The following is a 23555-nucleotide window of genomic DNA, read 5'->3' on the forward strand; positions in this document are numbered from 1 at the left end:
GTTCGTCGCTGAACGCTCGGGTGGAAAAGTTTATAGTGCCGTTAGTCGTACTCGTTGCGGCAGTGCACCTGATGTAGAAGCCTGCTTTACCATTGGTTAAGTTTGAGTAGAAGTAGATGCGGGGGTGACGCCCTTCGAAATCGAAGTACAAAACTTTACCGGCTAGGCGGCGTGTTTCGTACGATAGGCGGTCAGTTAACACTTGGTATTCGACGCCTGGGTATTCAGGGATGGGATCGAAGTGACAGACCGATTCTTTGAATTGAGCGTCTCTTTCGGTTTCTGAGCTGTCGTGGGCGCGTAGCCCGATGCCAGCGAGTTCTTCGAGGGTGAAGCGGTCGCAGAAATCATGAACAACAAGCTCACGATCTGAGCGGTCGTATGCTTCTTGGTAGCCTTCGAATTTAGGGTCGTCGGGGTCCACATCGACCGGCTGCACGGTGGGGGCCGTGGTGGGGGCAGTAGTCTCGGGGGTTTGGGGTGCTTGGGGTGCGGTGGTGCGAGACATTGTTGCTGTTTCGGTTGTTTCAAGATCTGGTGGGCTCGGTGTGCACGCGCTAGCACTAAGGAGTGCTGTGGTGCTGAGGAGGGTGAGTAGTTTGTTCATCAGGGTCGGCGTTTCTGTGATCGTGAGTGCGATTGGATTTAGCTTGCAGTGGCGGTGGGGTTGAAGGTGATCATGGCCATGGGACTCCGCTGAGGTTGATCAGCTCGATGAGTTGGTCGTGTGAATGGTGGCAGGTGCTAGCGGCATCGTTGAAGCGCGCATCAGGGATAAGTTCGTCGCTGAACGCTTCGGTGGAAAAGTTTATAGTGCCGTTGGTGGTGCTCGTTGCGGCGGTGCAACCGAGGAAGAAGCCTGCTTTAGCATTGGTTAAGCTGGAGTAGAAGTAGATGCGGGGGTGACGCCCCTCGAAATCGAAGTCTAAAAGAGTTCCCAAACTACGCTGCGCTTCGTATGGTACGCGGCCCGTTAACACTTGGTATTCGACGCTTCGGTCTCCAGGGATGGGATCGAAGGAACAGTACGATTTCTTGAGATCGATGTTTCTGTATGTTTTTAAGCTGTTGTGGGCGCGTAGTCCGATGCCAGCGAGTTCTTCGGTGGTGAAGCGGTCGCAGAAATCATGGACAACAAGCTCACGATCTGATGAGTCGTATGCTTCTTGGTAGCCTTCGAATCTAGGATCGTCGGGGTCCACATTGATCGGCTGCACGGTGGGGGCAGTAGTCTCGGGTGCGGTGTTAGCTGCAGTGCGAGACACCGTTGCCGTTTCAGTTTCCTTTGGTTCGTTTGGCCCAGAAGAATCTGGTGTGCACGCGCTAGCGCTAAGGAGTGCTGTGGTGCTGAGGAGGATGGGTAGTTTGTTCATCAGTGCTCGGCGTTTCTGTGATCGTGAGTGCGATTGGGTATAGCTTGCTGTGGTGGAGAGGCTATGGCCACTGTATTCCGCTGAGGTTGATCAGCTCGATGAGTTTGTCGTGTGAATATTTGCAAGTACTGGCGAGATCTCTTAGGGGTGTACTAGGGTCCAATAAATCTTTGTAGACAAGTGTCGAGAAGGATAATGTGCCGCTGGTAGTGCTTGTAGCAGCGCTACAATCAAAATTTTCGTCCGTCTCCCCATTGGGTAAATATGCAAAGAAGGAGATGCGGGGGTGACGCCCCTCGAACTCGAAGTCGAGAATAAGGCCAGCTGAGCGATTTTTTTTGTACGGTACTCCGTCGGTTGCGATGAGGTGAACGATATCTGGGTTTTCAGGGAAGGGCTTGAATTGGCAGACCGTGAGTTTCGTCTTCGGCGACTTGCTAGTTTCAAAAGTCTCATCTTTTTGTAGTCCGATACTGGCGAATTCTTCGGGAGTAAAGCGGTCGCAGAAATCATAAGGGACAAGATTGGGGTCTGAATAGTCGTATGCTTCCTGGTAGCCTTCAGACGCAGGATCGTTGGGGTCTATATTGACTGGCTGCATGACAGGTTGCGGCCACCTTATTCCGCTGAGGTTGATCAGCTCGATAAGTTTGTCGTGTGAATGTTTGCAGGTGGTGGCACTATCGTTGAAGTACGCATGTGGGTTAGTGGCGTTTTTGGAAACTTTCGTTGTGAGGTTTACTGTGCCTCCAGAGGTGCTCGTTGCAGCGGTGCAATTGAAGAGTTCACTCGACTCACCATTTTTTTGGGGTGATTGAAAGTAGATGCGGGGGTCCTGTCCTTCGAATTCGAAGAGCAAAAGACGGTTAAGTTGGTGGTATAAGTTGTGCTGTGTGAAGTTTGTCGCGACCGCATAGAGGACGTTGGGGTCTTGTGGATAGGGCTTATAGTCGCAGCTCGATAAAAACCCATCAGGGCTCCGCTCTGTCTCGGAGCTTTCGTCTTCTTGTAGTCCGATGCTGACCAGTTCCTCGGGGGTGAAGCGGTCGCAGAAATCATGGAGGACGAGGTTGGGATCAAAATGGCTGAAAGCTTCGTGGTAGTCTTCGCCCCTAGGGTCGGAGCGGTCTATGGTAATCGGTTGCGTGACGGGTGCAGTGGCGGGAGCTGTCGCCACGTTCAACTTGGACGGGTTGGTGGAATCGGCGTTGAGCTGTGGGGCATCGTTCGTACATGCGGTGAGAAGGGTAAGGCAGCCGCCTAGTATTCCAACTGGCAAGAATTTCATAGCTAGAGTCCTTCGGTCGTTGAATTTCGCGAGAGTAGCTGTATGTAAACCGTTGGACTGCGAATAAGCGCAATCGGTTCCCTGAATGTGGGAGAGACTTGGATATGTCGGTGTGAGGCGAACCTGATCACATACATGGGGAGATATATCCGGGTTAATCCAGATTTATGCAGTGAATCGCATTGTGAAGTCCGTGTGTGGATGCTAGCGCCCCTGTGGGAGGGGGACTTTAGTCACATCGTAGGCTTTACTCATGTTTTTATTAGGTTTTCATTAATATTATTCATATAATATGTGCGGCTTTTTGGCGATATCTAATTCATCGCAAGCTGACGTATTTTGCAATAAATGCGCCTCCTACAATCTAGTAAAGGAGCATTTCAGTGCTGACATGGCTACACACCCCGCCAGCTGCACCACGGTTGCCTCAAGCAGAAATCGACCGTAAATATCCCCGCCTCCGATTCCAAGTTTTCATGGGAATCTTCCTCGGGTATGCAGGCTTTTATCTTATCCGCAACAATATTTCGACTATCGCGCCGTTGCTTCTTGATGAAAATGGCGTCATCGATAAGCCCGCTGTCGGCATTATCGCCAACGCTGTATTGATCAGCTACGGGTTATCCAAATTCTTCAGCGCTATGGTTTCCGACCGCTCCAATGCGCGATACTTCCTTCCGTTGGGTCTGGGCCTGTCGGCCATTATGAACCTCATCGTCGCCTTTGTGCCGTGGGTTTCGGCCAGTGTGGGTATCTTTGCCACCGTTATGTTCATCAATGGATGGTTCCAGGGTATGGGCTATCCTCCGTGTGGGCGCGTTGTAGTTCAGTGGTTTAGTACTAACGAACGCGGCTGGAAAGGCTCATTGTGGAATACCTCCCATAATCTCGGCGCTGGCGCCCTGCCCTTCCTCGTCGCTTTTGGTTTGCACCTTACTGAGCAAAACTGGCGTGCAGCATTCTGGGTACCCGCTGTTGTGGCGCTTGTCGTCGCAGTTATCTCCTTTGTGCTCATCAGGGATAATCCTACCGCTGTGGGCTTGCCGCCAATTGATGAGTACCGCAATGACCCGCCTAAAGTCGCCGAAGACACCAATAATGGGTTGGGAATTTCCACCCGTGAACTGGTATTCAAGCATATCTTGACCAATAAGATCATCCTGCTGCTCGCCATCGGTAATGTCTTCGTCTATGCCTTGCGCTACGGCGTTCTTAACTGGGTGACTACCTATCTCTCCGAAGTGCACAATATGTCGATCACCAGCGGATTGATTAGCTTTGGGGCTTTTGAAATCGCCGGATTTATAGGCACGATTCTGTGTGGTTGGACGTCCGATAAAATTTTCAATGGTAATCGCAGTGCTTCGATCCTGCTCTTCACCACGGGTGCTGGCCTATCTATTGCGGGCTATTGGCTCATGCCCGTTGGCACCCCATTTTTGGTCATGGTGCTATTTGTCGCCCTCATCGGTGGGTTCATCTATGGTCCCGTAGGCCTCATTGGTCTCCAGGCTCTGGACCTATCGCCTGCTAATGTCGCCGGGACCGCCGCAGGTTTTACCGGTCTGTTTGGTTATCTTCTCGGCGCTACCTTAGCGTCTACTGGTGTCGGCTACCTCGTGGAATACGCTGGCTGGGACGTGACCTTCATGGTCTTCCTCGGTTTCGCCGTTCTGATCTTCATCATCTTCCTTTTCATTCGAAGGGAAGAAAATGCTCTACTTGAACGTCGGAAGATGCTGATCTAGAGATTTTCACCGAAAGGGCGGGGTGCACGCACACTCCGCCCTTTTTATTACCCGAATAAATAGCCCTGAGCATATATGCCATACTGCTGAGTATGTTCTTTGATTCTTGGTTTTCTCTGATTCGTATTCTTGTTATTGGTGTGCTGACCTATTTCACCATCGTTGCCATATTGCGCATGAGTGGTAAGCGAACCCTCGCGCAGCTCAATGCTTTTGACTTTATTATTACAGTGGCTCTCGGCTCGACTGTTGCGAGCATTATTCTCAGTACGGATGTGACATATTCTGAAGGACTGCTCGCCCTTGGCCTCTTGGCGTGCCTGCAGTTTGTAGTTGCACGAGCAAGCTCCAATAACTCTAGGATCCGGCGCATTATCACCTCTCCACCTGCACTTCTTGTCCGAGACGGTGAGCCGCTACTCGATGTTATCCATACTCACCGTTTGAGCGTTGCCGGAGTTGAACAGGCGATTCGCCAAGCGGGGTATGGTGGCTTCGACCAAATATTTGCCGTTATCTTGGAATCCAATGGTCAGCTCAGTGTTATCCCCCACAGTAATCGAGGCGATGGAAGCGCATTAACTAATCTCTACTGATCAATGAGCACATTGTGAGTGTCCGTAGAGCTCGATCCCGTCATGGGTAAACCGTTAAGTTCAGAATGAATAGGACTACAGTGCGGAGACTATCGATTGTGTGCAATGGTTATGGTGTGCCGCACGGAAATAATCGCCCGCTTCCTATCATTGGTTTTGCCGCATTCGGCAAAACCGAGAAAATTGTGCACCGTGCACTGCCCCGCCTCGCTCACAACTGGTGGTACCTCAGCGTGCCTCGGTAGTGATGCGGCAGGTCCATATATACCCGGTGACTTAGGTTTTCCCCCACATCCTAAGATTCAGCGCACACGCTAGGTGACTGGTGAGAATATGAGATCCGCAAGCGTGCGGCTGTCGCGGGTCTGGCCCTGATTGCCTAATTAGGACATCAAAAAGGAGACTTTCCCCAAGGGAATGTCTCCTTTTCTACTTCTCACGCTCGCTGGTGCTCGTGGCGGGAGATTTTTTCAGAATATAAATGATCAGTCCTAAGGCTACCAGGAGCGCACACCCGAGAAGGACGAGGACATCCGAGATGGGACCAAGGTTGACAACAATCCATCCTTGAATCTCAGCTTGAGTATCAATGCTTATTGCGGACGGAAGATGCGTTGTGCCTTTGCTGAAGATGAAGAGCAGTCCAATGCCTATAAAGAGAAGCCCGGAAAGCATCGACATTGTATTCAGGCGAAGAGGACCACATATCAGCGTCCGGCCGCGCAACCACGATCGTGAACTCATATCAAAACGCTCCCATACTAGCGCTAAACATATGAGGGGAACGGTCATTCCAAGAGCATAGACGGCAAGGATGAGCGCTCCGTAGAGGGCGCTACCACCCACCACGGCTGTGGTGAGCACAGCACCTAAGAGAGGGCCGGCGCAGAACCCCGAGAAGCCGTAGATGGCTCCGAGGAAAAACGTCGCTGGATACCCACGTCCTGTGACTGCAGCTCGAGGACCTAGTCGAAATCCTCCTCCAAAGAAGCTAATTACTCCCATGATGCAAATGAGGACGCCCCCGTAGACAATGAGCTCGTGACGGTAGGTGTTCAGAAAGCTCCCGAGGGTTCCGGCCCCCGCTCCTAAGGGGACGAGAACTGCCAGCAATCCGAGGAAAAATACCCCTGTGCGGCTTAAAAGCTGTGCAGGCGCGCTAAATGCATAGGCGAAAAATGCTGGGAGTAAAAGTGCTGAACAGGGGCTGAGTAAGGCAAGGACGCCTCCGAGGAAGGCGCCCAGTAATCCAAAATCAATCACGATCGTTTAATTCTTAGCCTTTTCTAGCTCGGCGTCGATAACTTGTTTGAAAATTTCAAATGGTTGAGCGCCGTTGACGAACTGCCCACCAATAACAAATCCTGGGGTGCCCGTGATTCCCAAAGAAGCCCCATAGCTGCGGGCCTGGTCAACAGCCTCGTCGAAGGTGGCGTCCATCGCTTCTTGCTTGAATTTATCTAAATCGGGCACTCCTGCTTGACGTGCGAAATCCATAAAATTCTCTATGGTGTTGTGGGGGTGACCCGGGACAGATTGCGAGGCAGTGAACAGGGCGGCTAAGAATTCATGGAATTTACCCTGAGCCGCAGCAGCGCGAGCAGCTTTAGCGGCTGCGATCGAGTGATCACCATTAATAGGGAAGTCATTCCACTCAATACGCACCAATCCCTTATTCACATACTCCTGCATAATTTTAGGATGGGTCTCATTAGCGTGGCGCGCACAGAAGGGGCACTCAAGATCGGAGAATTCGCTGATGACTACGGGTGCGTCGAGGGCTCCAATAGCAAAGGGATCGGCTGGATTGCGGCGGTGGACATTCATGATATCCTCAGCGCGTTTCACTTCAGCCCCAGGTCCGTACATGGTGGCGTCGATAGTAGCACTATCCGTATTGGGGGCAATAGCCTGGCTACCAGGAGTAGCCTCAGCACCAGCAGGAGCAGCCTCAGTTGCGGGATTGGGGTCGACGCTCGTCGGGGCCGCAGCTGTGGTGCTGATCGTCTCAGCTGGAGCTATGGCAGGTTCGCTACTACCTTTGTTATAGCCTAAGGCATAGCCGGCGAGACCGGCGACGGCGATGAGGGTAATAACAAGCGCCCAGATCGCCGGAGATACGCTGGCGAAAGCCGATTGCTTCGCGGGCGGATGAATAGGTGTTGCCATGGATGAATCTTTCTCTGTTAGGGTTTGTCCAAGTTTATCAGCGTCTGTTATCTCAACGTATTAAGCAGGAGGGCGCCATAACCTGATTTCGCGTATCGACGCTGCGCTAAATGCTTTAATTCCTCGGCACTAATGAAGCCCTGATGGTAAGCAGTGGCTTCGGGGGATCCGATGACAATCCCTGTGCGTTTTTCCAAAACCTCAACATAAGAGCTAGCTTCGCTCATGGAATCGAAGGTGCCAGTATCGAGCCATACGTCACCTCGAGCCAATTTGACCACGTTAAGATGACCAGCCTGTAAATAGGCCTGGTTAATCGCGGTAATTTCTAATTCGCCGCGCTGCGAAGGGGTGATGGACTGCGCAATCTCCACCACCCGGTTGTCGTAATAGTAGAGACCTACCACTGCGAAATTCGACTGCGGCGCAGCGGGTTTCTCCTCAATGGAGGTGGCGCGCCCTTGATCATCAAAGGTCACCACTCCATAGCGCTGGGGATCTCTGACCTCATAGGCGAAGACTATTCCGCCATTAACTGAGCTGATGCTTGAGAGGCGCTCAGTCAGCTGGGAGCCGTGGAAAATATTATCACCGAGCACTAATGCAACATCATCGTTTCCGATAAAGTCAGCGCCAATGCGAAAAGCATCCGCGAGCCCCCGTGGTTGATCCTGGATAGCATAGCTAATGCTGATTCCGAGGTGGCTGCCGTCGCCTAAGAGGCGACGAAAGTGCTCGATATCGAAAGGAGTCGTAATAACGAGGATCTCTTTCATGCCCGAACTCATCAGTGTTGAGAGTGGGTAGTAGATCATAGGCTTGTTATAGATGGGCATCAATTGTTTCGAAATGCCTTGGGTAATGGGGTAGAGGCGGGTACCTGAGCCGCCGGCAAGAATGATGCCCTTCATTTAGATCATCTCCTCGAATGCGAGTTGCCAATCGCGTGGATAAAAGCCCGTGGCCTCAATCTTCGCTAGATCTAATACGGAATACTGTGGCCTCGGAGCCACCGCCTGATACTCAGCGCTGGTACAGCGGCTCACCCGTGAGGGATCGTGACCGGAGCGAGAAAATACTCGTTGAGCAATCTCGTACCAGCTCACCACCGGCCCGGAATTGCTGAGGTTATAGGTGCCATAGGGAGCCTGAGTATGAAGGAGGTGCACGATACCCGAAGCGATTTCATTGGCAAATGTTAAGCGCCCAAATTGGTCGCCCACAACCTGTGGATTAATCCCTGTGCGAGCAAGGGTGGCCATGGTGGTCATGAAATTTTTGCCGTCGCCAACTACCCAAGACGTGCGGATAATATAGTGCTTGGGGTTTCGGGCCGCAGCGATATCCCCAGCCGCTTTGCTGTGACCGTAGACATTAAGCGGCGACGGAATATCCATCTCGGTATAAGGATGCGCTGTGTCGCCGTCGAAGACATAATCAGAGGAAATATGAACCAGGCACAGGTCATAGTCACGGGTAATATCAGCCAGTGCCCCCACTGCCTGTGCGTTAGTAGACCACGCTTTTCTGCGGTCGGTTTCGCAAGCGTCAACGTTAGTATAGGCAGCCGTATTAATAATCGTGGAATATTTGGTGAAGTCGATGCCAGAAGCAGCCGGCCTCTCAATATCGAATTCTGCCCGCGTGAGGTAGTGCGCATCGGGGAGGATACGACGCAGGGCCGTGGCTACCTGGCCGTCAGCGCCAGTGACAAGAACCTTCTTATTCGGTACCGGTAGCGCCTCATCTAGCGGTGGGTGGTGGCGATCTTTTTCGGAGATTTCGGTAACAGGAAGAGGCCAAGAAATTTCGTCGAGGTTGGTAAAACTGTAGTGGGCCGTGGGAGACCAGTGGGCATCAACGAGGTAGCTATAGCTGGTTGCCGTGAGGGCTTGAAATCCATTGGCTACTCCGCGCGGTACGAAGACAGCTTCGCCGGGGCTTAGGCGGCAGTGGAATTGGGTTTTGAAGGTAGGGGAATCGGCGCGCAGGTCGATCCACGCCCCCTCGACCTCACCGGCGGCGAGGGAGATGAGCTTATTCCACGGTTCGGCGTGCATGCCGCGGGTCACTCCCGGGCGCTGGTTAAAGGAGATATTGTGTTGGGCGGGTCGGAAATATTTTAAAGCCAGCGGTGCGAGATCGAGGTTCTGAAATTTTTCGCGCTGCCAATTCTCCTTGAACCAGCCACGGTTATCACCGTGGAGGTCGAGGTGGATGATGGCTAGATCTTTAATAGGCGTGAGGGTGATATTCATGAGTGTCCTTTGCGCGCATAGGTGGCCTCGACACGCTCTTTATCTCCTTCCCACCAACTGCGGTGGGTGGTGTACCAGTCAATAGTGTCCAACAGGCCTGCGCGCATGCCGGTGTCGGTATCGGTAAAGCGTGGTGCCCAGCCTAGTTCGGAGCGCAATTTGGTGGAATCAATCGCGTAGCGCATATCATGCCCCGGGCGGTCGGCGACATGCTCATAACTGCCCGTACCCATGAGTTCGCAGATCAGTTCAATGACCTGCTTATTATTCACGTGGTCGTTATCGGCGCCAATAACGTAGCTTTCTCCGATCGTGCCACGATCAATAATCATATTGACGGCGTCATTATGATCATCGACGTGGATCCAATCACGCACTTGAGTGCCTGAACCATAGAGTTTCGCAGGTTGGCCTATGAGAATATTGGTGATCTGGCGGGGGATAAATTTCTCTATGTGCTGATAGGGGCCGTAATTATTGGAGCAATTGGACAAGGTCGCGGCTATGCCGAAGCTGCGGATCCAGGCCTGCACCAGGTGATCGCTTGAGGCTTTACTCGCGGAATAAGGAGAGGATGGCCTATAAGCGGTGTGCTCGTGAAAACGCGCCGGGTCGTGCAGGTCTAGGTCGCCGAAGACTTCGTCGGTGGAGATATGGTGATAGCGGGTCTGGTGGCGGCGGACGGCTTCTAGGAGTGTATAGGTGCCAATAATATTGGTGTGAATAAAGGGCCACGGATCGGCTAAAGAGTTGTCATTGTGGGATTCGGCGGCAAAGTGAACCACGATATCGTGGGTTTTAACAAGCTCGTCGACAAGCTCAGTATTGGTGATATCTCCTATAACGGTGGTGATATCTAGGCCCTCAAGGTTAGCGGGGTTGCCTGCGTAGGTGAAGGAATCGAGACAGGTGATCTCGTAGTGGGGGTGAGTCGAGAGCGTGCGCCGGATATAGTTGCTTCCAATAAAACCGGCGCCGCCAGTGACGAGCATTTTCATAGTATTTATCGTACCGCGCGCAGCCTCTTCTTCATCCAGCTGTATACAAGTGCCTCCATAAAAGCCGATTGGGCATTATCGGCGGCACCTGCGTGACCACCTTCGGTGTTTTCGTAATAGGTAAGGTCCTGGCCAGCCTGAATGAGGGCGTGGCTGAAGAGACGAGCATGGGCGGGGTGGACGCGGTCGTCGCGGGTGGAGGTTGTTACCAGCGCCGGGGGATAGATCTGGTCGGATTTCGGAACCACGTTCTCTAGTGGTGAGTATGCCTGGAGATAGGGGCGTTCCTCAGGATTATCAGGATCGCCATATTCTGCCATCCAGGAGGCACCGGCAAGGAGGGTGTGATAGCGCAGCATATCGGTCAGTGGAACCTGTATGACCGCACCGCCGATTTTTTCGGGGTAGTGGGTAAGCGCGACCGCGCTTAATAGGCCTCCATTGCTACCGCCGCGCACGAATGTGGTCTCGGGTCGGCTATAACCGCGGTCAACGAGGTCATCGAGGATTGCCTGATGATCTTCGTAGACTTTGTAGCGGTTCTCCTTTGTTGCCTGGTTATGCCACCCAGGGCCAAATTCGCCGCCCCCGCGTAAATTGGGTTGCACGAAGTAATAGCCATCTTCCAGCCAGCCGATGCCCCGTGCCCCGCTATAGGCTGGGGTAAGGGAGACTTCGAAGCCCCCATAGGCATAGACCAGAGTGGGCTTGGGTTGCGGTTGATCAAAGACGCCAACAATGAAGTAGGGGATCTGAGTACCATCAGCGCTTCGTGCCCAGTGTTGCCGGGTCTCGATTTTCGTGGCATCGAAGAAGGTGGGGGCTTGGGCAATTTTTTCTAAAAGGGAGGCACCTTGGCGGTATAAGGTGTCGGGTTGGCTAAAGCTGGAACAGCTCAGCCATACTTCATCGCCGTGTTCATCGGCTGAGATTATTCGTGCGGTTGTCAGCTGCGGAAGATCTAAGGTGCGCTGGGCAAAGCTGCGCAAATCAATCTCAATAATCGAGCTGCTGACATCTCGCATGATGGTGATATAGGCCTTGTAGCGGGAGAAATGGAGGCTCTGCAGACTCGTGTGCTCATCGGGGCTAAAAAGCACATGGAATTCTCGGTTACCCGCCATGAATTCTTCGAAGTCGATCACCCCGAGTCCGCCTGCGGGAATGGTGCAGAAATCGGTGCGGGGAACCACAAAGAGGAAATTTTCGCGCACATTCATGCTGGCATCGCCCGGCACCGGAACGGGCTCCAGCCCAGAGGGGGTGTGGACAAAGGTTGTGGAGGTATAAAAATCGATTTGGCGGCGAACAAAAACCCGCTCAAATCCTGGCGTTGGGTCGGCCCACCCCATCACCAAGAGGTCGGATTGTTCTCCAGAGTATAGTTCTTGGGCAGCGCTGATATCCTCTCCGCGGCGCCACACTCGAATCTGTCGAGGGTAGCCAGATATGGTCAGCGAGCCCGGTCCGAAATCAGTGCTGACCAGCAAGCTATCGCTGTCGATCCACGAGAGATAGGAGCGAGCCTCATCGAGGACAAAGCCATTTTTTACAAAACTCTGCGTGCAAAGATCAAATTCGCGCACGCAAGCAGCATCGGCGCCGCCACGAGAGAGGCTGACTAAAGCCACGTCTGCTTCACGGCGTATGACCACGCCCTTCCATACCCAGTTTTCCCCATCCTCGTGGGCCAGGGCATCGACGTCTATGAGTATTTCCCATTGAGTATGAGCGTCGCGGTAGCTCTCTAGCGTGGTGCGTCGCCAAATGCCGCGGGGATGGTGAGAATCGCGCCAGAAATTGTAGAGGAAGTCACCGCGGCGGGTGACGTATGCGATGCGATCAGTATTGTCATAGGCTTCTAAGATGCGGCGGGCGAGCTTTTTGTCAACCTCTTTCGCTGCCCGCCCATTCAGAGTTGCTACCCAGCTTAAAGCCTCGGGAGAGTCGATAGGTTCGAGCTCCTGGGTGCTTATATTCGGTAGTGGGTGAGCGGGAGAAACAGGATTCATAGGTGATATGGGCCTTCTGACGAGCGAGTAAAGAGCTAGTGTCAGGCTACCCAACGCGACGGAGGGCGGCAATCAAACGGATAGAAAAATTCGACCCCAGCCCCCTTCTCACTACAGGGGCTGGGGTCGAATGGTCGGTTCGAGCTTTTAAGAATTGAAGGCGCGCTCGAAGGTTACCCAAGAGTTGCGCAGGTCATCTTGCCAATAACCCCACGAGTGGGTGCCGGTGGGGCGGAAATTGAAGTCCGCGGGGATGTTCAAGCTGTCCATCTTAGATTTGAGATCGTGGGTGCAGGCATTGGTGGCTGCCTCGATCACGCCACCTTCGATAATGGTGGTAGCGGCACCGACGGACTGGATTAAGGGATCTTGGCCAATCAGACGTGGGCCAGTGGGCATATCCCAGGCGCCGGCGAGTCCGGATCCGTTGGAAACGTAAACCTCGGAATTGCGTAATCCTTCAGCATTAATCACGGCATCATTATAGATCCAGGTGGGGTTGCCCCATGGACCCCACATTTGCTCGATAGTGGCTTGGCCACGTTGGAGAGTCAGTGCAATAAATCCAGTGGGTGCAGGTTTCGAGGACGCGTAGCAGCCAGAGAAGGCGCCTACAGCGTCATAGAATCCCGGATTGTGTTCAGCTAAGAGAAGCGCAGATGTTGCAGACATCGACATTCCGGCAATAGCGCGTTTGCCATTTGCGCCTAAGAGGTTCTCGATAGGGCCAGGCAGCTCTTTGGTGAGGAAGGTTTCCCAGCGCTGCTTGCCACCGAGATGGGGAACGTCCTGTACCCAGTCGGAATAATAAGAGAAGCGTCCGGCCATGGGGATGACGACGTTGATATCTTTTTCTTTGTAGAAGTCGATAGCATCCGTTTGCATGAGCCAGTTGGCGCGTCCCTCTCCACCGTCGCCACCATTGAGTAGGTAGAGGGTGGGGCGTGCGGGCTGACTGGCTTTGATAACGACTACCGGGATCGAGCGATTATCCATAGCTGGAGAGGTTGCCCACATCTCAACCACGCGATCGCCGTCAACGACACTCCGCCAGCGCGGGTTCTCATTGGTATTCGTTCCCACCGTGATCTGCGAGGTTGCCGCGTTGGCGGCGAGCTGCGCTGGGGTTATGGTGCCGGCCACGGCAGGACTAGCGCCTAAGAGTCCGAGGGCGAAAAGTGTTGCGCTAAGGCGTCGGTACGTGTACTTCATAGTGATCCTTTGGGAGCGTATTTGTGCTTACTTCTCATATCATCGTTGTCAGCGCTTCAAACGTTAGCTGAGACGTGGCGAATAGACGATATTTCTGCGCTAATGGTTGCGCCATCAGTGCTCAACAGTATCACCAGTAATGTTACTAGAGTTGCTTATGATACTCGAGTGAATAACATGTGTAGATGAGCGATAGCAGGTATAGGTATAAGCGCTGATACCTTGATATAAGCATTTATAAGCACTTATAAGTGCTTATATAGGCGCGGGCAAAGCTGTTGATGTAACGCTGAAGGCCGCTTGAGCGCTGGTACTAGTTGAGAACTCTGAGCCCTCATCGGCTATTGTTTTTTAAATATATGATCCCTCGAGTAGGCAAGGAACACCATGCCCATTAATGTTATTGAGCAAATTATCGTCCAGATCAACGCCGCCCTCGGAGCCGTCCTTCACTTCGGTTCCTCCGCATCGAGTGAACTAGCGCTCATCTTGGGTCTCATCTAATCCCTAGTAGGCTTTAGGCGCCTCAAAGATCCAGTCTCGCTCGAAAGCCTTTACCCCCTTTAGGTGAGGAGGTCAAACATTTTCCCCGCATAAAAGGCGACATTCAGCGGAATTTTCCGTATCCTTGTGGGCGTGACTAAACATTATGACGTAGTAGTTCTCGGCGCTGGCCCTGGTGGCTATGTGGCCGCCATCCGCGCAGCTCAGCTCGGCAAGAAAGTCGCTGTGGTGGAGAAGCAGTATTGGGGCGGGGTCTGCCTCAATGTTGGCTGTATTCCATCCAAAGCGCTGCTAAAGAATGCTGAAGTGGCCCATATCTTCAATCATGAGAAGAAAACCTTTGGTATCGAAGGTGACGTTAGCTTTGATTTCCAAGTGGCTCACGCGCGCTCCCGCAAGGTTTCTGCAGGCATTGTCAAGGGCGTGCATTATCTCATGAAGAAGAACAAGATCGACGAGATCGACGGCTTGGGCTCTTTTGAAGATGCCACAACCATCCGTATTACTGAGGGTAAAGCAGCGGGCGAAACCCTCACATTCGATGACTGTATTATAGCCACGGGCTCCGTGGTCCGTTCCTTGCCTGGGGTGGAACTAGGCGGAAATATTGTCTCTTATGAAGAACAGATCTTAAGTGCCGATCAGCTCAAGTCCATTGTGATTGTGGGTGCCGGTGCTATCGGCATGGAATTCGCCTATGTACTGGCCAACTATGGTGTCGATGTCACCATAGTGGAATTTATGGACCGCGTTCTGCCTAATGAGGATCAGGACGTGTCTAAGGAGATTGCCAAGCAATATAAGAAGCTAGGTGTCAAGCTCCTTACCGGACATAAGACCACCGCGATCAAAGATCTCGGCGGGGACCATGGTGTAGAAGTGTCTGTGGAATCTAAGGATGGTTCTTCCTCCGATACCATTAAGGCCGATCGATGCATGGTCTCTATTGGTTTCGCCCCGCGCACCGAAGGCTTCGGTTTAGAGAAGACTGGCGTGAAATTAACCGATCGTGGTGCTATTGCCATTGACGAGCGCATGCGTACGAATATTAAGGGTATTTATGCCATTGGCGATGTGACCGCGAAATTACAATTGGCTCACGTTGCTGAAGCACAAGGTGTGGTGGCAGCTGAAACCATTGCAGGGGCTCCAACCCAAGAGCTGGGTGATTATATGATGATGCCACGGGCAACATTCTGCAACCCCCAGGTCGCCTCATTCGGTTATACCGAAGAGCAGGCGAAGGAGAAATTCTCTGACCGGGAGATCAAGGTAGCAACCTTCCCCTTTAGTGCCAATGGTAAGGCCCAAGGTCTGGCGGAATCGGCTGGTTTCGTTAAGGTCATCGCCGATGGTGAATTCGGTGAACTCCTTGGAGCGCATATGGTTGGCGCTAATGTCTCGGAGCTGTTGCCGGAGCTGACCTTAGCTCAGCGCTTCGACCTTACGGCGGAAGAAATCGGGCGCAATGTGCATACGCACCCCACCCTTTCGGAGGCGATGAAAGAAGCCTGTGAGGGAACTATGGGTCACATGATTAACCTTTAAAGGTTCTCTTAGATAAAGGGGCGCGATCTCACAGGATTGCGCCCCTTTATGTGTACTCGAACAGGGCTTTGGTGCCTGAGTGACGCAATGTCATTTTGACGCTTACAAAAAGATCCGTCCTTTGATTGAATCCAAACGGGTGGACACCTATCGGTCGAAGCAGTATGCACCGCTTTTCAATAAGAGCATTTTAAGGGTGTGGCTTTCTTATAAAGCCAGCTCGAGGGGCTCTACCCGAAGTGAGCGACAGGTCAGGCTATCCTAATTTGCAGGTGAGAGGCTATTTTTAGCTATGTGAGGTGAATCACCTCCACGCTGTGCGAGTGGTAAAACTGTGGTCACGCCTAATAAAGTGGAGGTGACACTGGAGGTGCCATGACTATTAATAATGTTGACCGTGATGCACTCGCGCACGGTAAAATTACCGAAAAGCCGCTGCGTGAGCGGCCAAAGTTCCCAACCTGGGCGCTAAAACTAACTATGGCCATTACCGGCCTTATTTTCGCAGGTTTCGTTGTTTTCCACATGGTGGGAAACCTTAAGATCTTCCTGCCCTTCTACGAAGACGGAAGCCACCCCATCGATGTTTACGGGCATTGGCTACAAAAAGAAATTCTCTATCCGCTGGTTCCTCACGGCTGGTTCGTGTGGATCTTCCGCGGTGTCTTGCTCCTCGCTCTGATTCTGCATGTCTACGGCGCTTTCGAACTCACCAGGCGCTCGAATCAGTCCCGCGGAAAATTCCGCCGCACCAACCTCATGGGCGGCATGAACTCCTTCACCACCCGCACCATGCTGGTGACCGGCATCGTGCTCTTGGCGTTCATTGTCTTCCATATCCTTGACCTCACCGCTGGTGTAGAACCTGCAAGTAGTGACGTATTCGTCCATGGTGAGATCTACGCCAATATGGTTGCAAGCTTCTCGCGCTGGCCAGTAACGATTTTCTACGTTATCGCTATGGTGACCCTATTCCTGCACCTAAGCCACGGCATTTGGCTGGCAATTTCCGATCTGGGTGTTACTGGCAAGCGCACTCGCGCTGTGGTCTTGGCCCTGTCGTATATCGTTCCCGCAGCTGTGATGGTGGGTAATATTTCCATTCCGCTATCCATTGCTTTGGGCCTCATCGGCGCGAACTAAGAAGGACGAAAAGGTAAATCATATGAGCATTAACTCTGAAACCGTAACTCGCCCGGAGTTCCGTCACCCCGAATCCATCGTGCCAGGCGTTCGCCCAGGTACCATCCTGGAATCTCACGAGCCTAAAGGGGTTTCCACCCGTGAGATGTGGCAGTACCACAAGGACCATATGGAGCTGGTCTCGCCACTGAACCGTCGTAAATTCCGTATCCTCGTCGTTGGTACCGGACTCTCTGGTGGTGCCGCAGCCGCAGCTCTCGGTGAGCTCGGCTACGAGGTGCAGGTCTTCACCTACCATGACGCCCCTCGCCGTGCGCACTCGATTGCTGCGCAGGGCGGTGTGAACTCCGCTCGCGGTAAGAAGGTCGATAACGACGGCGCTTACCGCCACGTTAAAGATACCGTCAAGGGTGGTGACTACCGGTGTCGTGAGTCCGACTGTTGGCGCCTAGCATATGAGTCCGTCCGCGTGATCGACCATATGAATGCTATTGGTGCCCCCTTCGCTCGCGAATACGGCGGCGCCCTCGCCACCCGCTCCTTCGGTGGTGTGCAGGTCTCCCGTACTTACTACACCCGTGGACAAACAGGTCAGCAGCTGCAGCTGTCCACCGCTTCTTCCTTGCAGCGCCAGATTCATCTCGGATCGGTGGAGATCTTCACTCACAACGAGATGGTCGATCTGATCGTTACTGAAAAAGACGGCCAGAAGCGCTGCGAAGGCTTGGTGATGCGCAATATCCTCACCGGCGATCTGGTTCCTTATACCGGTCACGCAGTTATTCTTGCCACTGGTGGCTACGGCAACGTTTACCATATGTCTACCCTGGCCATTAACTCGAATGCTGGTGCCATCATGCGCGCCTACGAGGCCGGTGCCTATCTCGCATCGCCATCGTTCATTCAGTTCCACCCCACTGGTTTGCCCGTTAACTCGGAATGGCAGTCCAAGACCATTCTGATGTCGGAGTCCTTGCGTAACGATGGCCGCGTGTGGTCACCTTTGGTAGAAAAAGATGATCGCGATCCTAATACCATCCCAGAGGACGAGCGAGATTACTTCCTCGAGCGTCGCTACCCTGCCTTCGGCAACCTGGTTCCCCGCGACGTGGCTTCCCGTGCTATTTCGCAGCAGATCAATAAGGGCCTGGGTGTTGGACCGCTGCATAACTCCGCCTACCTCGACTTCCGCGATGCGATTGAGCGTCTCGGGGCCGATACAGTGCGCGAGCGCTACTCCAACCTCTTCCAAATGTACGAAGAGACCATTGGTGAAGATCCCTTCACCTCACCTATGCGTATCGCTCCAACCTGCCACTTCACCATGGGCGGTTTGTGGACCGATTACAACGAAATGACCTCCATCGAGGGTCTCTTCGCCGCTGGCGAGTGCTCGTGGACCTATCACGGCGCTAACCGTTTGGGTGCAAACTCTCTACTCTCGGCTTCCGTTGACGGGTGGTTCACCCTTCCGTTTACTGTTCCGAATTTCCTCGCCCATCACCTCGGTGAAGAGCGACTTCCAGCAGATGCCCCAGAGGCTCAAGCTGCCGTTCAGCGAGCCGCTGACCGTATCCATCGCCTCATGAATATTAAGGGTAACGATCCTCACGGCCCTGAGTATTATCACCGCAAGCTCGGTGCTATTCTCTACCGCTATTGCGGTGTGGCACGTGAAATCGATGGTCTCAAGAAGGGCATCGAAGAAATCCGCGCACTGCGTCGCGAATTCTGGGCCAATATGCACGTCACCGGTCGCGCTGATGAACTCAACCAGGTGTTGGAATATGCAGCCCGCGTCGCCGACTATATCGATCTCGGTGAACTTATGTGCGTCGATGCTCTCGACCGCGATGAGTCCTGCGGTGCTCACTTCCGTGACGATCACCTCTCGCCTGAGGGTGAAGCTGAGCGCGACGATGAGAATTGGTGCTTCGTTTCGGCATGGGCTCCGGGTGAACACGAAGGTGAATTCATCCGCCACGCTGAACCACTCGAATTCGAAGCGATCCCTCTGATGACAAGGAATTACAAGTAATGAAACTGCATCTAGAAATCTGGCGCCAAGCCGGACCGACCGCGGAGGGGCACTTCGAGTCTGTCACTGTTGAAGACGCAGTTGCGCAGATGTCGATCCTGGAGCTGCTCGACCACGTGAACTCTGAGCGAATCGAACGCGGTGAAGAGCCCTTCATGTTCGCTTCCGACTGTCGCGAAGGTATCTGTGGTACCTGCGGCCTCCTGGTCAATGGTCGCCCTCATGGCTTGGAGCAAAATAAACCCGCATGCCAACAGCGTCTGATCAATGTCGCTGATGGCACCACCTTGAAGATTGAACCATTCCGCTCCGCTGCTTTCCCTGTGGTCAAGGATATGATCGTCGATCGCTCCGCCCTGGATCGCGTTATGCAAGAGGGTGGCTACGTCTCGGTAAACTCCGGTACGGCTCCTGACGCTGATACCCTCCACATGAACCATCAGACGGCAGAGCTCGCCCTCGACCATGCTGCCTGCATTGGTTGCGGTGCCTGCGTAGCAGCCTGCCCGAACGGTGCAGCGCACCTGTTCACCGGCGCCAAGCTGGTACACCTGGCCCTGATGCCGATGGGCAAGGAAGAGCGCGGTCGTCGTGCCCGCAAGATGGTCGATGAGCTAGAAACCAATTTTGGCCACTGCTCGCTCTATGGAGAATGTGCGGATGTCTGCCCAGCGGGAATCCCACTGACTGCCGTAGCCGCTATTAACAAAGAGCGCGCTCGCGCCTTCTTTAGTAATAAAGAAGCCTAAAGATCCCTACCCCCGCAGTAGTGGTCAACCTCCTCGCGTGCTTGCTAAGCTTGGAGAATAACACCCTGCTGTGGGGCGATCGAAGACGAACGTGAGAGAAAGGCAGATTATGTCCGCTGCGAATAACACCACTGAGTACCCTGTATTCAATGGCGAAGAATCTAGCCGCATGCATTATATCGAGGGTTACGAGCCAGTTAGCTATGCCGCACCCCACTCGGCATTGCTGCGTACCAGCACCTGGGTCGGTATGGGATTCGTCCTCGCCTCGGTGGCAGGTTTTGGAACCTTAATCTTCGGTTTTGCGACGAAGATTTACGGCACCCAGGACAATGCGTCTTTCTTTATGCTGATCGGTGCCATCTTGGCCGTTAGCATGATGGTTATCGGCTTCGGCTTGATCTACCACGGGCGTCGCTTCAATCGGCAGTATCGTCAAGAGACTGGGCGAGTAGCCTAGCACGCCTAGCAGTTATTGCTAGGGGCACCTCCACTACGGGAGCTCACCGGCGAACCACTTCGGTTTGTCAGTGGGCTCCCGTGGCATTTCAGCAAAGGACAACCACGATATGAATAAACCCATGATCATTATCGCTATCCTAGCGAGCCTGATAACCCTGCTGACTGTGATCAGTTTTCTCGACCTAGCCAGGCAGCTATTATAAGAAATCAATCACAGCTCTCAAGAAAATCAAAGGGATGATATGAGCTTCTCCGGGGTTCCGGCCTTCAGCATGGAAGCTGAGGCCACACGGCGCATCGACTTACGTCGCCATAAAGCTCTAGCCACAGGCTTACTCATTCTCGCGGGGCTGATCTACCTAGCCTGCCAATGGTATGACACCGCTATCAACCCAGGCACCGTCTGGGTTGGCTTCGTGCGCGCTGCCGCCGAGGCTGGAATGGTTGGCGGTTTAGCGGACTGGTTCGCTGTCACTGCCTTATTTCGTTATCCCTTGGGGCTCAAGATCCCGCACACCGCCATTATTCGTCGCAAGAAGGACCAGGTGGGGCGTTCCTTAAGTGAATTCATAGGCGATAATTTCCTCAACGCCGCGCTGATTACGGAGAAAGTCGCGGCTTTGCAGCTGCCCCTGCAACTGGCGCGTTGGCTGAGTGTGGAGAAAAATGCTCGCACTGTTTCAGTTAAAATCTCGGAATTTCTTGTCAAGGCAATCTCAGCGCTCGATCCAGGTGATGCCGAGTCGGTGATCAAGAACTCTCTCATCGACCGGCTCGCCGAACCGCAGTGGGCACCACCTCTGGGCCGGGTGCTCAGCCAACTGCACCACGAAGGGCGCAGTGAACCCCTGGTCGATCAATTGGTGGCTTGGCTGCATCGTAAGGCGTTAGGGAGCGAAGCTCTGATCGCGCGACTCCTAGACGAACGCGCCCCCTCATGGGCACCGCGATTTGTCAATGAGCTGGTGGGTGATCTCGTGGCCGAAAAGGTATACCGCGAGCTCATCACATGGACAGGGGCGGTCAATGCAGATAAAGATCATGAGGCTCGCCAAGGGATCCGCGATTTTATTGAGCGCCTCGCTAGCGATCTGCAATCAGATCCCACGTTGATTGCGAAAGTAGAAGAATTAAAGCAACAGTTCCTGTCCTCCACCCCGATTCACAATGCCCCGCAGCTGATGTGGCAGCATACCCGCGAAGGGATCATCACCGCGTGTTCTAATCCCGACTCCTTGCTGCGTCAGAAATTAGAAGAACTTGCACAGACATGGGGGCAACGCTTGGCTACGGATGAGGCTCTCCGCGACAGTGTGGAGCGCCGTTTTGAGTCTATTGCTGAATTCTTTGCCGATAATTATGCCACCGAGGTTACCGGTATCATCTCCGAAACGATTGAGCGCTGGGATGCTGACGAGGCGAGCGAAAAGATTGAATTGATGGTGGGTAAAGATCTGCAATATATCCGCCTCAATGGCACCTTAGTGGGTGCTCTTGCGGGCCTCGCCATCTATACAGTTTCTTATCTACTCTTCTAGGAGCTTGGTCTTTGGCCGTGGAATCCACTACGCTGGGGCTTGGATAGACTGTCTCTTTTGCCAAGAATGAGGGCGCTCGCGTGCTATATATTTCACTAATTCTTTCCTATGCCATTACGGGTGTGTACTGGGTTTTAGCGCTGTGCGCACTCATTGGTGCGGTCGAAGTGCTCTTTACGCGTGACGACGCTTTTACCGCCGCCGATCGCAAGCCCAAAATGATCTGGGCGGCTATCCTCGGTGGTTCCAGTTTTGCGGTGGCCCTGAGCCTGCCTTTCCTCTCGTGGATCGGTATTGTGATGACGGGCCTGTACTGGTTTGACGTACGTCCGCAGATAAAGAATATTATTTCCGGCAACTGGTAGATGAAGCGCTATACCACCTATCTTGATCCGCTTATAGTAGCTGCGGATATCCCCGCGAGCGGCGAGCCCATCTGCACCCCCGCTGGATTGATCGACAGTTCTTGGTCAGATAGTGCCGCGCTTATTGCCTATCCCAGCGGCAAGCACCATATGCTGGTCAAGGCAGCCGAAGCCCGACTGGCGGTAAGTCTTGGTGCACGTCTCGTTATAGTGGTAGCCGATCCGGGATTGGTTCATAAAAACCCCAATGCTTTCCTCACGGAAGCGATTATGATCCGCGAAGCAGCCTCCCACCCCACCACCATCGCGTATATGGTGGAAGCAGAACTACTTAATCCAGCGGATCTTAAAGCAATGGCACATCACGCCAAGCAAGCAGGAATTGATGCTTTGGTATCTGGAACCACCCAATCACACGCGCTCACCGATGAGCTCTTTAGCGAGTATCTGCCCACCATCAGTATGGGCCCTCAATCGCCAGAGCAAGCGATGATCTGGTTAGATACATCGTCTGCAGCCCCTTCTTAAGAAGGCCCCACAGTCGCGCAGGCCCAAGCGGGATGGCGAGGGCTCGCCCTCAACTAGGTTTAGTTCCATGCGCAGCAGTGACACCCGTGGATGTGACGGCAGTGGAACACTGTTGGGCACAAGAACTAAGTAGGAAAAAATCCCCTCGATTATAGCGAGGGGATGTCTGAGCTGGTGTTTTTAAGCTGGTACCTGCTCTTGTAAATCCTTCAAGGGAACGTCCGTACCGGCGAGGCGAAGGGACAATCCTTCGGGAGTAATCACAGCCTCGGTCACTTTCATCCGAGGACCAGCCACCTGAGCAATACCTTGATCAAGGGCCTCGGTAATGGCATTCGTGAGGTTTTCGGGGAGATCAAATCCCAATAATTGTGCATTTGTCGCCTCAAAGGTTAAATTACCTGCAACAACGACCGGTGTAAACGTCAGCACCGCAGCACCGCCTGTGAACTGCACATCAAAGGTGTTATCGGTGGCATTGGAGGAAAAACCCGTCACTGTGATGATCTGCTGCAGGAACTCCTGCGCTAGCGCCGCGATATCATCACTATCTGCCGGAGCTTCCAGCTGGTTCTCCGCCATACCCTTTTGAATCTGCGCTAAGACGAAATCATCGCTGAGAACCGTATGCATCTTAAGCGCCCCAATAGTGGCATCGGGATCTTGGCTCAGCGGCATATCGGTTATCTCAAGATTAATGCGGGGCTGTCCAGTAATGACCGGTGCTGCGCCTGAGATCCTACTAATACTGATGGTATCGGGGGCAGAGACTGCCAAATAGGGAATGCCGCCGCGCACCAAACCCAGGAGCAGAGGGGAGGAGCCTAGTTCCACGGTGGTTTCTTCCTTGGCGGTGCCGAAGGATGACGTCAATTGATCTTTGATAAACCAACGCATCCCACCCTCAGCAACCACCAAGGTCACCACAATGAGTGCGAGGATTCCGACGACAATACTCGTGACGAGCTTTCCCTTATTCATAAGATACTAGTGTGGTCGAAAAGCCTAAGATTTTCCACCCCATCA

General features: G+C 53.3%; 22 protein-coding genes. 11 read left to right on the top strand and 11 right to left on the bottom strand.

Annotated elements, in window-relative coordinates; genetic code table 11:
- The 3 genes from NXT00_RS02280 to NXT00_RS02290 all read right to left on the bottom strand — a co-directional run.
- Window positions 1-607: hypothetical protein (locus NXT00_RS02280; RefSeq protein WP_259157878.1), on the bottom strand; the 607-nt coding region annotated here is incomplete at its 3' end.
- 70 nt (window positions 608-677) lie between these two features.
- Complete coding sequence (locus NXT00_RS02285; RefSeq protein WP_259157883.1) at window positions 678-1373, bottom strand: hypothetical protein; 696 nt, start codon at window positions 1371-1373, stop codon at window positions 678-680.
- 61 nt (window positions 1374-1434) lie between these two features.
- A complete protein-coding gene (locus NXT00_RS02290) occupies window positions 1435-2661 on the bottom strand; it encodes a hypothetical protein (RefSeq protein ID WP_259157885.1) in 1227 nt (408 codons plus the stop codon).
- 383 nt (window positions 2662-3044) lie between these two features.
- On the opposite strand from NXT00_RS02290, the gene NXT00_RS02295 reads away from it, so the two are divergent.
- The 3 genes from NXT00_RS02295 (at window position 3045) to NXT00_RS02305 (ending at window position 5250) form a co-directional block, all read left to right on the top strand.
- On the top strand, window positions 3045-4409 hold the full coding sequence (locus tag NXT00_RS02295; protein WP_259157891.1) for an MFS transporter: 1365 nt from the start codon (window positions 3045-3047) through the stop codon (window positions 4407-4409).
- Window positions 4410-4501: 92 nt separating this feature from the next.
- On the top strand, window positions 4502-5005 hold the full coding sequence (locus NXT00_RS02300; RefSeq protein WP_259157893.1) for a DUF421 domain-containing protein: 504 nt from the start codon (window positions 4502-4504) through the stop codon (window positions 5003-5005).
- 65 nt (window positions 5006-5070) lie between these two features.
- Complete coding sequence (locus NXT00_RS02305) at window positions 5071-5250, top strand: hypothetical protein (protein WP_259077700.1); 180 nt, start codon at window positions 5071-5073, stop codon at window positions 5248-5250.
- A gap of 184 nt (window positions 5251-5434) precedes the next feature.
- On the opposite strand, the gene NXT00_RS02310 is transcribed toward NXT00_RS02305, so the two are convergent.
- The 7 genes from NXT00_RS02310 to NXT00_RS02340 form a co-directional block, all read right to left on the bottom strand.
- Window positions 5435-6268, bottom strand: coding sequence for a cytochrome c biogenesis CcdA family protein (locus NXT00_RS02310; protein WP_259077697.1), 834 nt, complete (start codon window positions 6266-6268; stop codon window positions 5435-5437).
- Window positions 6269-6274: 6 nt separating this feature from the next.
- Window positions 6275-7174, bottom strand: a complete 900-nt coding sequence (locus NXT00_RS02315) for a thioredoxin domain-containing protein (protein ID WP_259077694.1) — start codon at window positions 7172-7174, stop codon at window positions 6275-6277.
- Window positions 7175-7221: 47 nt separating this feature from the next.
- Entirely contained in the window at window positions 7222-8085 is an 864-nt protein-coding gene (gene rfbA, locus NXT00_RS02320; RefSeq protein WP_259157897.1) for a glucose-1-phosphate thymidylyltransferase RfbA, read from the bottom strand.
- Entirely contained in the window at window positions 8086-9432 is a 1347-nt protein-coding gene (rfbD, locus tag NXT00_RS02325) for a dTDP-4-dehydrorhamnose reductase (RefSeq protein ID WP_259157900.1), read from the bottom strand.
- Window positions 9429-10424 carry a dTDP-glucose 4,6-dehydratase gene (rfbB, locus tag NXT00_RS02330; protein WP_259077815.1) on the bottom strand — a complete coding sequence of 332 codons (996 nt, stop codon included), beginning with the start codon at window positions 10422-10424 and terminating at the stop codon, window positions 9429-9431. The genes rfbD and rfbB overlap by 4 nt, the downstream gene beginning before the upstream one ends.
- Before the next feature lie 11 nt (window positions 10425-10435).
- Window positions 10436-12442, bottom strand: a complete 2007-nt coding sequence (locus NXT00_RS02335) for a prolyl oligopeptidase family protein (protein WP_259157901.1) — start codon at window positions 12440-12442, stop codon at window positions 10436-10438.
- 147 nt (window positions 12443-12589) lie between these two features.
- On the bottom strand, window positions 12590-13654 hold the full coding sequence (locus tag NXT00_RS02340) for an alpha/beta hydrolase family protein (RefSeq protein WP_259077677.1): 1065 nt from the start codon (window positions 13652-13654) through the stop codon (window positions 12590-12592).
- 636 nt (window positions 13655-14290) lie between these two features.
- On the opposite strand from NXT00_RS02340, the gene lpdA reads away from it, so the two are divergent.
- The 8 genes from lpdA (at window position 14291) to NXT00_RS02380 (ending at window position 22529) form a co-directional block, all read left to right on the top strand.
- Complete coding sequence (gene lpdA, locus NXT00_RS02345) at window positions 14291-15706, top strand: dihydrolipoyl dehydrogenase (RefSeq protein ID WP_259157902.1); 1416 nt, start codon at window positions 14291-14293, stop codon at window positions 15704-15706.
- Window positions 15707-16081: 375 nt separating this feature from the next.
- Window positions 16082-16849 carry a succinate dehydrogenase cytochrome b subunit gene (locus NXT00_RS02350; RefSeq protein WP_259077664.1) on the top strand — a complete coding sequence of 256 codons (768 nt, stop codon included), beginning with the start codon at window positions 16082-16084 and terminating at the stop codon, window positions 16847-16849.
- Between the two features lie 22 nt (window positions 16850-16871).
- Window positions 16872-18887 carry a fumarate reductase/succinate dehydrogenase flavoprotein subunit gene (locus tag NXT00_RS02355; protein WP_259157903.1) on the top strand — a complete coding sequence of 672 codons (2016 nt, stop codon included), beginning with the start codon at window positions 16872-16874 and terminating at the stop codon, window positions 18885-18887.
- Window positions 18887-19636: a succinate dehydrogenase/fumarate reductase iron-sulfur subunit gene (locus tag NXT00_RS02360; protein WP_259077657.1), complete on the top strand. Its 750-nt coding sequence runs from the start codon at window positions 18887-18889 to the stop codon at window positions 19634-19636. The genes NXT00_RS02355 and NXT00_RS02360 overlap by 1 nt, the downstream gene beginning before the upstream one ends.
- Before the next feature lie 109 nt (window positions 19637-19745).
- A complete protein-coding gene (locus tag NXT00_RS02365; RefSeq protein ID WP_259077655.1) occupies window positions 19746-20096 on the top strand; it encodes a hypothetical protein in 351 nt (116 codons plus the stop codon).
- Between the two features lie 244 nt (window positions 20097-20340).
- On the top strand, window positions 20341-21636 hold the full coding sequence (locus NXT00_RS02370) for a DUF445 domain-containing protein (RefSeq protein WP_259157905.1): 1296 nt from the start codon (window positions 20341-20343) through the stop codon (window positions 21634-21636).
- A gap of 98 nt (window positions 21637-21734) precedes the next feature.
- Window positions 21735-22001 (top strand): DUF2516 family protein, encoded by a 267-nt coding sequence (locus NXT00_RS02375; RefSeq protein ID WP_259158167.1) that lies wholly within the window; start codon window positions 21735-21737, stop codon window positions 21999-22001.
- The gene (locus NXT00_RS02380) at window positions 22002-22529 is read left to right on the top strand and encodes a hypothetical protein (protein WP_259157907.1); all 528 of its coding nucleotides are present in this window, start codon (window positions 22002-22004) and stop codon (window positions 22527-22529) included.
- 180 nt (window positions 22530-22709) lie between these two features.
- Here the strand turns inward: NXT00_RS02380 and NXT00_RS02385 are convergent, their stop codons facing one another.
- Complete coding sequence (locus NXT00_RS02385) at window positions 22710-23510, bottom strand: LmeA family phospholipid-binding protein (RefSeq protein ID WP_259157910.1); 801 nt, start codon at window positions 23508-23510, stop codon at window positions 22710-22712.
- Window positions 23511-23555: the final 45 nt, after the last annotated feature.

The sequence above is a fragment of the Corynebacterium sp. ES2715-CONJ3 genome, from assembly GCF_024814365.1.
Taxonomy (GTDB): domain Bacteria; phylum Actinomycetota; class Actinomycetes; order Mycobacteriales; family Mycobacteriaceae; genus Corynebacterium.